Consider the following 11,874-nt stretch of genomic DNA (forward strand, 5'->3'; position numbering starts at 1 on the left):
ATCTGCATCCATCTGCGTTTAATTATTACTGCTCATATCTCACTTGAATGGAAATTGCTATAAGAAGAATAGGAATTTTATGTGCTTTGAACATATCAACATCAAAATAATTGAAAACAGGAGCAAATACAAATGAATACTACAAATAAAGTTGCTGTAGTTACAGGTGGAAACCGTGGTTTAGGTTTTGAAACTTCTCGACAATTAGCAAAGCAAGGATATCAGGTAATTCTCACTAGTCGAGATGTAGTCAAAGGAGAAAAAGCTGCACTTCAGTTACAAAATGAAGGATTAAATGTCAGTTTTTATCCTCTAGATGTGACTAGTGGAAAAAATGTTGATAAATTGGCTGAATTTCTCAATCATCAATTTGGCAAAGTCGATATTTTAATCAATAATGCGGGTATATATATTGATGGAAAAGGTGAAGAAAATACCATTGTCAATGTTAAAGTAGAAATTTTGCAACAAACATTAGATACAAATTTATTTGGTGCTTTAAGAGTAACTCAAGTGTTAATTCCCTTGATGCAAAAACAGAATTATGGACGTATTGTGAACGTTTCTTCGGGAATGGGACAATTAATTGATATGGAAGGTGGTTCTCCAGGATATCGTATTTCTAAGACTGCTTTAAATGCAGTAACACGGATTTTTGCTAGTGAATTGGCAGGTACAAATATTTTGATCAATTCCGTTTGTCCTGGTTGGGTAAAAACAGATATGGGAGGCTCAGAAGCACCACGTACCCTAGAACAAGGAGTTGATACGATTGTTTAGTTAGCGACTCTCCCAGATAACAGTGCTACGGGTGGATTTTTCCGAGATCGTCAACAAATTGATTGGTAAGCTGTTAAGCACCTAAGTTTGATAATTTTAAAATTGTTAAATCTTGTGGGGTGGGCATCTTGCCCACCAGCCTTATACAAATTAAATGCACAACAGCTTAAAAGAGGTGCATAACGATTAAAATCAATTTGCTAGGATACTTAGTGCAAGTATTAAATATGGATTTTTTTCGTTTCGTGCTTAGTTTTCTTTTAGCAACTATCAACGCTTTTAAACAACCTACTTGTGATGCTTGAGTAGCGCAAGCGATGAGGGGGCTATATGTACCTCATATGATGAGGAAACACTATATTATCTTGAAGCTGGGGGTTTCCTCAATTATTTTGAGTTATAGTGTTTTCTCACAACTCAATTAGGATTTTTATATGCTAATTCTCATTAGCTTTTCTCCGAATCATCTGGAGTTTTTCAGCAGTAAGGAAGTCGATGCGGTACTCGAAAAAATTGATAGTTCTCATAATATTTGGTTGCGTTGTATTAATTTCCGCAATCGCACAGGAATAGCTAAAATTATCAACCATTTCGGACTCAATTCATCTCGTACCAACATGATTTTCAACCATTGTTCTGTAGGAATAGATGAAGATATAGAAGATTGTTTATTTGATAGTTTTGAAATTATGACGCATCAAATAAAAAATCATGATTTTGAAGTGGTGCGTGGCAGCATTGTAGTGGGGAAAAATTTTATAATTACATTTGAAATCACTGAAATCAGAATATTTAGTATCTTAAATAATTATATTCAGAAGGGAACTATAGATATTCGACAGTGGGGAGTTGATTATATTTTATATCTAATTTCTAAAGATATATTAAACAATTACTATAGTGTATTTGACTATATTTCCAGACAGCTTGATGATTTAGAAGATGAAGTATTAGGGGATCTTGGTGATGAATTAACTTACCAAAAAATTGCTATCATGCGCCAATCTACTCGCGTAGGACGGCGTAATTTCCAAAGTATCAAGTCACTTCTAGTTATTATGAATTACGAAGATTTCCAATGGTTATCCCAACCAGTAAAAGTACTATTTAATCAAGAATTAGTTCATCACGTTGATAATCTTTGGCAAGAATATATTAATTTGAGAACTTGGATGTCAGAATTAATGGAAATTCAACGCGATAATGTTGCCAGTAAAACCAGTGAACGAATCAATCGTCTAACTATCCTCTCGTCTATATTCTTACCAATCACCTTCCTTGCTGGCCTCTATGGTATGAACTTCAAATATATGCCGGAATTAGAGCAACCCTGGGCTTATCCTACTCTTCTGTGTATGATGGCATTAATTGTAGTTAGTAGTATCGTTTACGCTAAACAACAACGTTGGTTATAGCATCTACAGAAAACATATTTTCCGTTCTTTCTTCTCAATCATTACAATGGAGTTTTTCATCCTGTGCTTAGTTCTCCTTTACCAACTATCAATGCTCTCAAACAGCCTACTAGTGATGCTTGGGTAGCGCAAGCGATCGCTAATTTGGATATTATTTTACTCGATCACTCCCACTGTGAGCGCAAAGCAGCGGGTGTAGCCTTAAATTTTATGTTTCGTTACCCCTCTAATACTAAGATGGTGAGGGAGCTAACTGCGATCGCACGAGAAGAGCTAGAACACTTTGAGCTAGTTAACCAATGGTTAGAACGTCGCCACATTCCCCTAGCACCTCTATCAGCACCTCCCTACGGTGCAAGTTTAAAAGCACAGGTAAGAAAAAAAGAACCAGAGCAATTTTTAGATAATTTATTAGTTACTGGTTTAATTGAAGCACGCAGTCACGAACGTTTAGGATTATTAGCGGCTAATTGTCCAGAACCAGAATTAGCTAAATTTTATCGTGGTTTAATGGCATCAGAAGCGCGACATTTTGGGACATATTGGGTTTTAGCAGATACTTATTATGACCGAGAAAAGGTTATGCAAAGACTGGATGAATTAGCAATTGCTGAGAGTGAAATATTAGCAACTTTACACCCAGAACCAAGGATTCATAGTTAAATCCATTATATTACACTGGATTCACTATCGACATTTTATGATTAAAGATGAATTTTGAAAGACAGAGCTTGTCTGCTTCTCCTATTATAGCAATTTCCAAGCTCATGAAATACACCCCACCCGCGCTGTCGCGCACCCTCCCCTTGGTAAGGGGTAATTTTGTATCTAACTAGAGTGGGAAAGGCTATATGACTCAGCGAGAATTAGAAAAAATTTGCTCTCGATTACAAAGCAATTCTACAAAAGAAAAAGTAGATGCTCTTTTAGATGCCTTTCAGTATGGACAAACAGGTATTGAGTTAATAAGTCAGGCGTTAAATGATCACACTAGAGAAGTGCGGCAGTCAGCTTTTTTACTGTTATCTGATTGCTATAAGGATATTGCTAGACAAGCTATATGGAACTATCTCCCATTTAGAAAAATGCAATGCTTACATACGTTAACAAATTTTGATTTTAATTCAAATTACTCTAACTCAGAACAACGTCATCCAGCTTATTTTGCAATTGCAGATTACAACAACACTCTAATTTGCTATTGGGATTTAGAATACAAGTATTCTTTTGTTAATGTATGGGATTTAAAAACAGGGCAGCAAAGAAGAAATTTGGAGTTAGGTACTGCTCATGAATTTAGGTTAGGTAAAAATGGGAAGGTATCAATCATCAGTTTTCAAGACTTAGTTTGGGTATTAGATACAGAAACATACAAGTTAATTAATGGCGATTATCCCGATTATTTTATTCATACTATAATACCTAATCCTCACTGTTTCAGTGCTTGCCCAACGCAAAATCCCTTCCTGGCAATTGGCTCTACAGTCGGTAGAAACGGAGAATTTGGAGTTTGGAATTATGAAACTCGCACTCGTCATTTTCATTATCAATTTCAAGATGTCGCTTTAATTACTCAATGGCCATCATGGAACACCTCAGAAATTCTGAATTTACTTAATTCTGTTTCACCGCTTTTATTTACCCCAGATGGTAAATTTCTAGTCGCACGTTTCAAGCAGCAAAAATACTGTATGCTACAAATCTGGAACCTTGAGACAGGAAATCTTGTTCAGCAGTTAGAAAATCTCCCTGCTTTAACAGTACATTCACTTGCAATTGGTTCTGATGGGCAAGTCTTAGCTTGCGGAATACGAGAAAATCAGGTGTGCGTTTGGGAATTGTTGAGCGATCGCATCATTTATACTTCTTCTGAAACCGCACCCTGCCTTATGAGTTTTAATGGTCGAATTTTAATTTACTGCACAGATAATAACGAAATAGTCATTTGGGATTTAGCTTTAGACAGTCAACTATGTACATTACAGGGGCATACCGCACAAATTGCCTATATTGCCATGAGCAATGATTATGAATTCATTGCCAGCTACAGCATTGACAGAGCAATTAAAATTTGGGGATTGGTTGGAGATTAACAAAATGTGAGAAAAGCTATTCTCCAAGAGCTTCCCCTGCTCCAATATTATACTTAATATAGATGTAATTTTTCACCCGATAGCTCATCATGGTTAAAAAAGGAGAGAAATGATTACTTATGACAGGACTTATTCTTACCTGGCTAGTTACTGCTGTGAGCTTTTTGATTATTTCTAGATTGCCATTTTTGGGTATTGAAATAGATAACTTTGGTAAAGCGGCAATTTCTGCCATAGTTTTTGGAATTTTAAATGCTATTTTGTTGCCCATTCTTACCTTCTTTACCTTACCATTAATTATTCTCACCATTGGCTTATTCTTTTTTATTTTGAATGCCATTATCTTTGCATTGGCAGCTGCAATAGTACCAGGTTTTAGCTTAAGGTATGGCTTCTGGAGTGCTTTACTAGGTTCAATTACTCTCTCAATTATCAACTCAATTCTATTAAGACTTGTAGCATCCATTACATGAATATAAAATAACAATTTTAGTAAGTTGACCAAATAATTACTAATTCGTAATTAAAGAGGGTACAAGCCCCCACTAAATCTTAGATTTAGTGGTCTACAATCAGCGGTAGGTTCAAGCCTCCACTGATTGCACTTACGAATTACGAATTATAGCGGTATGCACTTGAATGAAATACATCATAGCCCCCTCATCGCTTGCGGTGAACCAGCGCTGTAGGCGGGTTTCCCACCGTAGGCGACTGGTGAATCCGAAGGGGAGGGGGTTGGGGGTGGGGTTCTTGTATCTCACTCAACCGAGAACCGCTATATCAATTACGAATTATTTTGACTCTAGTTAATTATCTGTAGGAAAAATACATCATGAAAACATTATTGCTGCAACGAGTCATTGGGTTTTGTACCGGAATTTTACTAGTATTTACCCTATTTGCTTGTCAACCGCAACAGGTAGCAGAGTCTTTAGAAACTCCTATCGCAGTACCCACACAAACAACAACACTAGTAACTGATGCACGCCCCATAGGTTATCTTGATCGCCAACTTAGTGCAAATCCTGCCGAGTTACCACCATTACCTTATGCTGATAACGCATTAGAAAAAGCCATTGATGCAGAAACAATGAAACTGCACCATGACAAACATCATGCAGCTTATGTAAATAACCTCAATAATGCTTTAAAAACTCAACCGAATCTGCAAAATCAAAGTGTAGAAGCATTGCTGCGTGATTTGAATAATGTTCCTGAAAATATTCGGGGAACAGTACGTAACAATGGGGGTGGTCATCTCAACCATACGATTTTTTGGCAAATTATGAGTCCTCAAGGTGGTGGACAGCCAACAGGAGAAATTGCCCAAGAGATTAACCAAACCTTTGGTAGTTTTGAGGAATTTAGAAACCGGTTTAATCAAGCGGCAAGCGATCGCTTTGGTAGTGGTTGGGTGTGGTTAGTACGAAACCCTCAAGGACAATTACAAATTACCACTACACCAAATCAAGATAACCCCATTACGGAAGGATCGTACCCGATTATGGGTAATGATGTCTGGGAACACGCTTATTATCTGAGATATCAAAATCGCCGTGCTGACTATTTAAATAACTGGTGGAATGTAGTTAACTGGACGGAGATTAACAAACGCGCCCAAGCTTCACGCCAACAAGCTTAGAACAGGGGGGAATATAGGAATCCTATTCCTTCTGCCTCCTGCCTCCTGAACTAAAATTAGCCCAACTTGATATTATTTTCAAGCTGACCAAGCATCCCGGAAATCTGCATACAACGTCAAACCACCATCTACAAACAGAGTTTGTCCAGTAATATATGCAGCTTCATCCGATGCTAAAAATGCTATTGCTGCCCCTATTTCCTCAGAAGTACCAGCACGACCCATAGGGATATGACTTTCTACAACAGCTTTTTTTTCTGCATCCTCAGTCCAAGCTTCATTAATAGGTGTAATCGTCGCCCCAGGTGCTACAGCATTCACCCGAATACCTTTATGGGCATATTCCAAAGCTAAGGTTTTAGTCATGTTTTCCATGCCACCTTTGCTAATAGAATAACTCACATACATTGGTCGGGGAATAATTTCGTGAACGCTAGAAATATTGATAATTACCCCGGTGCGATTTTGATCTAACAGATGTTTGATTATTTCCCGCGCACATAGGTAAGCACCCCGCAGATTTACTCCTATTACTCGGTCAAAGTCTTCTGTTTTGACTTCGTGGGATGGACATTCACTTTGAATACCGGCATTATTGATCAGAAGGTCAAGACTGCCAAATTTTTCAATGACGGTGTTTACCATCTGGATAATATCTTCTTCCTGAGAAAGATCACCCTGGACTAACAGCGACTTAACTCCACAATTTTCGATATCTGCACAGGCTTTTTGCAAAGCCATTTCTTTGGTATCTTCCGCACCGGCAGGACTTTTGCGGTAGTTAATGGCAATATTACAACCTTCTTGTGCCAGACGAACTGCGATCGCTTGTCCAATACCTGAACTTGCACCTGTGATGAGGGTGTTTTTGCCTTTTAATCCATTCATGATTGATAATCTATTTTTGATTTATTCAATATTAGAAGTCTGGAAAGTTCAATTTTAAAACGAACCGCAGAGGCGCAGAGGACGCAGAGAAATAAAATTGAGTTTTGCGAGTAAGTAAGTGTTATATATTAGGCTACATAATTTTATGATTACGATCTTCCATCAAAAGGCATATCAAATATATATGTCTATAGACTTACACCAATTTTATGTGAAGCTATACAGAATTTTGAAATTTATTGATTTGATTTATCCATTTTTATCTGTGTTTATCTGCGGTCGATTATTCTTATAATTTTATTCTATGCAGCTTCATAGTAATTTGGTATTAGACAATTGCAAACAGTAACTATAAAACTATCAGATCCCGACTTTAATTGATAAAGCAGGGATCTTTTTTAGTGTTAAATAACCCAATCCTATGCAGGAACTACAAATTTTTCACTACCAGCTAAATCGAAGGCTGCATGAATAACTTGCAAAGCTTTGACACCTTCATCTTGTCCCACAACACAACTGATTTTAATTTCTGAAGTAGCAATCATTTGGATGTTAATTTGATTTTGGGCTAAGGCTGTAAACATTTTTGCTGCTATTCCTGGGTGTCCTACCATCCCAGAACCAACTATACTCACTTTAGCGATCGCATTATCCAAGACCACTTCACCCCATCCTAACTCATTTGCCACTTGGGTTAGTTTCTGTTGGGCGTTTTCGGCATCCATTCTCGCCACGGTAAAGGCAATATCCCGACAGGTTACACCATCAATCACACGACAGCGTTGTGATTGAATAATCATATCGACGCTGATGTTATATTCTGCCAATAGTCCGAACAATTTCGCTGCCATGCCTGGTTTGTTGGGAACTTGACGAATTGCCAAACGTGCCTGATTCATATCTAAAGCCACACCACGAACGGCAGTAGCATGGACAGCAGATAATGTAGGACTGGCAGGGGAAGCAGTGATTTCAAAGGCTTTACATAGGGCAATGATAGCGCGATCGCAATCTGCCGCATCTATCAAACAACTTACCTTCACCTCACTGGTAGAAATCATTTGAATATTTACCCCTGCTGCGGCTAAAGTAGCGAACATCTTCGCAGCCACGCCAGGACGGCCTATCATTCCTGCACCTGATATACTGACTTTTGCGGTATCTTTTTCGACAATTACTTCCGCTTCGTCTGAGTTTGGTTGATTTCTTAATGCTGGGGCAATAGCGGCTGCAACTGCTTCGGCTCGTTTTAAAATTGGTGTATTTACAGTAAAAGCAATGTCATTAGTGTTACCTTCATGAATCGACTGAATAATCAAATCGACATCGACATTTTGACGGGAAATTTCGCCAAATAACCGGGCAGCTACCCCTGGTTTATCGGGGACACGTAACAAAGATACCTTAGCCTGATCACTATCAAATTCTACAGCATCTACAGGACGAGCTAATTCTAAATTAATTAACGCCCGTTCTTGCACCTTTGGTGATGTCACCCAAGTTCCTGGCTGTTCAGTCCAACTTGAGCGTACCACCAACGGCACACCATAATTCCGGGCAATTTCCACAGCACGGGGATGCAATACCTTAGCCCCTAAACTGGCCAATTCCAGCATTTCATCACAGGTGATTTCTGTCAGCAACTGCGCTTCTGGAACAATCCGGGGATCTGTAGTCAATATCCCTGGTACATCTGTATAAATTTCACAAAAATCCGCACCCAATGCTGCTGCCAAAGCCACCGCAGAAGTATCAGAACCACCACGCCCCAAAGTAGTAATTTCCATATCTCCGATGCTAGATATGCCTTGAAACCCCGCAACAACAACTACTTTACCTGCGTTAATTTGTCTTTGCAACCGATCGGTTTCAATATGTAAAATCCGGGCGCGGGTATGTTCAGCTTCGGTAACAATTCCTACTTGAGCGCCAGTCATGGAAATTGCTGCTTGTCCAATTTCCTGCAACGCCATACTCAGTAAAGCAATAGTGACTTGCTCCCCGGTGGAAAGCAGCATATCCATTTCCCGACGGTTAGGACTTTTAGAAATACCATTAGCTAGTTTCACGAGTCCGTCAGTAGTTTTTCCCATGGCGGAAACCACTACAACAACAGAGTTTCCAGCTTTGACAGTTTTATTAATCCGCTGGGCAACAGCTTGAATACGTTCGACTGAACCAACAGATGAACCACCGTATTTTTGAACTATGAGCGCCATAACTTTACATTTAATCAATTATGCTTACTTTGGCCAACACCTCCACCGGGAAGCCTTGAAGCCTGATCAGTCATTTAGATTAAATTAACAGAAACAGCGATCGCACAAACCAGGATTTATATTTTTGAGTTGGTAATTTTTATCCAAAACGACCATTTACATAGTCAGCGGTTTTTTCCTGGACTGGGTGATTAAAAATAATCTCAGTTTTACCAAACTCCACCAATTCGCCTAAATACATAAATGCCGTATAGTCAGATACACGACTAGCTTGTTGCATATTGTGAGTAACAATCAAAATCGTCACTGTTTGTTTCAGTTCAGCAATTAAATCTTCAATACTAGCAGTAGCTATAGGATCTAGCGCAGAAGTTGGCTCATCAAATAGAATAATCTCAGGGTCAGTAGCCAAAGCACGAGCAATACACAAACGCTGTTGTTGTCCCCCAGAAAGATTAAAAGCTAAATCATGTAATCTATCCTTAACTTCATTCCACAAAGCCGCACTGCGTAAAGCTTTCTCTACCTTCTCATCAATCACTCCACGTCTGGATTCACCACGTACCCGCAAACCATAAGCCACATTTTCATAAATTGACTTCGGAAAAGGATTAGGTCTTTGAAATACCATACTAATCCGCATCCGTACCTCAATCGGGTCAATTTTCTTACCGAGCAAATTAATCCCATCTGGTTCTAAAGCTATTTCCCCTTGATAGCGATTTCCCGGATAAAGATCGTGCATGCGATTGAAACAACGTAGCAAAGTAGTTTTGCCACATCCAGAAGGGCCAATCATCGCTGTTACTTGCTTCTCACCTACGGACATATTAATGTCTTTCAAAGCATGAACATTGCCACCATAGTAGAAATTGAGGTAATTAACAGAAGCTTTGATTGGTCTTTTGAGGGTTGAAGATTTAGTTTCTACCATTTGATTTTTTTGCGTAAACTATAGCGGATATAAATAGCTATGGAGTTCATAGCCAAAGTAATGACAATGAGGACAACACCAGCGGTAGCTGCATTTACTTGAAAGTCAGCCTGGGGGCGAGATATCCAATCGAACATCTGTATGGGCATGACTGTGAAGGGGGCAAGTAACCAAGAAAAAGAAATATAAGGAAACTGCCCTATAAATGGCGATTCTGGTAAAAAGGCAATGAATGTCAGCGCCCCAATGGTAATTAGAGGTGCAGTTTCGCCAATAGCCCGCGCCATAGCCACAATAATACCAGTAATAATTGTACCTGTTGAGTAAGGTAGAACATGATCCCAAATCATTTGCCACTTGGAAGCCCCTGCTGCATAGGCAGCTTCACGGATACTATTGGGGATAGCCCGCAAAGCCTCACGGGTGGAAACAATTACCACAGGTAAAACTAATAATGCCAAAGTCAAACCAGCAGTAATAATACTTTGACCAAGGTTTAAACCATAGACAAATACTCCTAAAGCCAGAAGTCCGTAAATAATTGAGGGAACTCCGGCTAGGTTGGTAACGTTAATTTCAATTAAATCAGAAATCCAATTTTTTCGGGCATATTCTTCTAAGTAAATCCCTGATGCTATACCTACGGGAATCGCTACAAATGCCGTTACTGACATTACTAATAGTGTTCCTACCCAAGCGGAAAGAATCCCGGCTTCTTCCGACTTACGACTAGGAAACGAAGTCAAGAACTGCCAGGAAAGACGAGGTAAACCATCACTGGACAAATCAAATAACAGCGCCACTAGTGTGGCAATACCAATCAGCATTGACAAAAGGCCAATGATGTTGAAAATATATTCTGACCGCTTATTACGGACAATAGTCTTGCGGACTTGTTGAATATTCAGAGTTGTCATGTTTATAATTCGTAATTCGTAATTCGTAATTCGTAATTCGTAAAATCTTCTTCCCCTGTTCCCTATTTAATAAATTTCTCGATAACGTTTGGTGAGGAAATGACCAATGATGTTGAAACACAAAGTCATCAGTACTAGAGTGAGTCCGACTGCAAAGATAGTTTCGTATTCTAGGCTGCCATGAGGTAAGTCACCAAGACTGACGGAGACAATATAGGCTGTCATCGTCGCGGCTGGTTCTAATGGGTTGAGGGTGAGGTTAGGTTGTCCACCTGCTGCGATCGCAACTACCATTGTCTCACCAGCTGCACGAGATATACCCAAAATGTAAGCTGCTATTATTCCAGAAATCGCTGCTGGTAACACCACTCTTAATGCTGTCTGTAAACGGGTAGCCCCTGTGGCATAAGAACCCTCACGCAGATGTGTGGGTACTGCCCGCATGGCATCTTCACTCAGGGAACTAACGTAAGGAATGATCATCACACCGATGACTAAACCTGCACTCAACATACTAAAACCTGGCAAGGTCGGCAGAATTTTTTGCAATAAAGGTGTGACAAATAACAATGCAAAATAACCATAAACTACGGTAGGAATCCCTGCTAGTAGTTCTAAGGCTGGTTTCACTATTTCTCGGACTATGGGGGGAGCAAATTCGCTAAGATAAATAGCAATAATTGTACCCAGTGGTATGGCGACGAATAAGGCTACTACTGTAGTGACAAAAGTTCCTGAAACCAGTGGCCAAATACCATAATGTTTGTCATCAAATAATGGTGTCCACTGGGTATCTGTCAAAAATTCCCATAAAGATACTTTCTGGAAAAATAGTATGGATTCGTAAAGTAAGATACCGATAATTGCTACTGTAGTTGCGACTGAGGAAAGTGCAGCTAGAAACAAGATAGACTCAATTGCCCGTTCTCGTAAATCTCGCGTTAGCTTTGGCGAAAACTGATTTTGTTTGGCATTGTTCATGCTAG

At 39.2% G+C, this 11,874-nt stretch carries 10 protein-coding genes and 1 pseudogene; 6 read left to right on the forward strand and 5 right to left on the reverse strand.

Features of this window, described 5'->3' with window-relative positions:
* Window positions 1–132 precede the first annotated feature (132 nt).
* From ACOWPH_RS09640 to ACOWPH_RS09665, 6 genes and pseudogenes are all read left to right on the forward strand, one after another.
* Window positions 133–849: pseudogene (locus tag ACOWPH_RS09640) on the forward strand (SDR family oxidoreductase).
* A 365-nt stretch (window positions 850–1,214) separates the two neighbouring features.
* Window positions 1,215–2,195 (forward strand): magnesium transporter CorA family protein, encoded by a 981-nt coding sequence (locus tag ACOWPH_RS09645; protein ID WP_015215170.1) that lies wholly within the window; start codon window positions 1,215–1,217, stop codon window positions 2,193–2,195.
* Between the two features lie 63 nt (window positions 2,196–2,258).
* Complete coding sequence (locus tag ACOWPH_RS09650; RefSeq protein ID WP_015215171.1) at window positions 2,259–2,858, forward strand: tRNA-(ms[2]io[6]A)-hydroxylase; 600 nt, start codon at window positions 2,259–2,261, stop codon at window positions 2,856–2,858.
* Window positions 2,859–3,046: 188 nt separating this feature from the next.
* Window positions 3,047–4,288: a WD40 repeat domain-containing protein gene (locus tag ACOWPH_RS09655; protein ID WP_015215172.1), complete on the forward strand. Its 1,242-nt coding sequence runs from the start codon at window positions 3,047–3,049 to the stop codon at window positions 4,286–4,288.
* 119 nt (window positions 4,289–4,407) lie between these two features.
* Complete coding sequence (locus ACOWPH_RS09660) at window positions 4,408–4,761, forward strand: phage holin family protein (RefSeq protein ID WP_015215173.1); 354 nt, start codon at window positions 4,408–4,410, stop codon at window positions 4,759–4,761.
* Window positions 4,762–5,120: 359 nt separating this feature from the next.
* Entirely contained in the window at window positions 5,121–5,930 is an 810-nt protein-coding gene (locus ACOWPH_RS09665; protein ID WP_015215174.1) for a superoxide dismutase, read from the forward strand.
* A gap of 78 nt (window positions 5,931–6,008) precedes the next feature.
* Here the strand turns inward: ACOWPH_RS09665 and ACOWPH_RS09670 are convergent, their stop codons facing one another.
* The 5 genes from ACOWPH_RS09670 to pstC all read right to left on the reverse strand — a co-directional run bounded on the left by ACOWPH_RS09670 (window position 6,009) and on the right by pstC (window position 11,869).
* A complete protein-coding gene (locus ACOWPH_RS09670; protein ID WP_015215175.1) occupies window positions 6,009–6,818 on the reverse strand; it encodes an SDR family oxidoreductase in 810 nt (269 codons plus the stop codon).
* A gap of 419 nt (window positions 6,819–7,237) precedes the next feature.
* A complete protein-coding gene (locus tag ACOWPH_RS09675) occupies window positions 7,238–9,037 on the reverse strand; it encodes an aspartate kinase (protein ID WP_015215176.1) in 1,800 nt (599 codons plus the stop codon).
* Window positions 9,038–9,176: 139 nt separating this feature from the next.
* Window positions 9,177–9,971, reverse strand: a complete 795-nt coding sequence (gene pstB / locus ACOWPH_RS09680) for a phosphate ABC transporter ATP-binding protein PstB (protein ID WP_015215177.1) — start codon at window positions 9,969–9,971, stop codon at window positions 9,177–9,179.
* Window positions 9,965–10,888: a phosphate ABC transporter permease PstA gene (gene pstA, locus ACOWPH_RS09685; RefSeq protein WP_015215178.1), complete on the reverse strand. Its 924-nt coding sequence runs from the start codon at window positions 10,886–10,888 to the stop codon at window positions 9,965–9,967. Before pstA ends, pstB begins: the two co-directional genes overlap by 7 nt.
* A 66-nt stretch (window positions 10,889–10,954) precedes the next feature.
* Window positions 10,955–11,869, reverse strand: a complete 915-nt coding sequence (gene pstC / locus ACOWPH_RS09690) for a phosphate ABC transporter permease subunit PstC (protein WP_015215179.1) — start codon at window positions 11,867–11,869, stop codon at window positions 10,955–10,957.
* Window positions 11,870–11,874 lie beyond the last annotated feature (5 nt).

The sequence above is a fragment of the Anabaena sp. PCC 7938 genome, from assembly GCF_049315035.1.
Lineage (GTDB): Bacteria > Cyanobacteriota > Cyanobacteriia > Cyanobacteriales > Nostocaceae > Anabaena > Anabaena cylindrica.

What these genes read in the sequence shown, in the direction of transcription:
- ACOWPH_RS09645 (WP_015215170.1), top strand. Translation starts at nt 1,215, where the DNA reads ATGCTAATTCTCATTAGCTTTTCTCCGAATCATCTGGAGTTTTTCAGC.
- ACOWPH_RS09655 (WP_015215172.1), top strand. Translation starts at nt 3,047, where the DNA reads ATGACTCAGCGAGAATTAGAAAAAATTTGCTCTCGATTACAAAGCAAT.
- ACOWPH_RS09660 (WP_015215173.1), top strand. Translation starts at nt 4,408, where the DNA reads ATGACAGGACTTATTCTTACCTGGCTAGTTACTGCTGTGAGCTTTTTG.
- ACOWPH_RS09665 (WP_015215174.1), top strand. Translation starts at nt 5,121, where the DNA reads ATGAAAACATTATTGCTGCAACGAGTCATTGGGTTTTGTACCGGAATT.
- ACOWPH_RS09670 (WP_015215175.1), bottom strand. Translation starts at nt 6,818, where the DNA reads ATGAATGGATTAAAAGGCAAAAACACCCTCATCACAGGTGCAAGTTCA.
- ACOWPH_RS09675 (WP_015215176.1), bottom strand. Translation starts at nt 9,037, where the DNA reads ATGGCGCTCATAGTTCAAAAATACGGTGGTTCATCTGTTGGTTCAGTC.
- pstB (WP_015215177.1), bottom strand. Translation starts at nt 9,971, where the DNA reads ATGGTAGAAACTAAATCTTCAACCCTCAAAAGACCAATCAAAGCTTCT.
- pstA (WP_015215178.1), bottom strand. Translation starts at nt 10,888, where the DNA reads ATGACAACTCTGAATATTCAACAAGTCCGCAAGACTATTGTCCGTAAT.
- pstC (WP_015215179.1), bottom strand. Translation starts at nt 11,869, where the DNA reads ATGAACAATGCCAAACAAAATCAGTTTTCGCCAAAGCTAACGCGAGAT.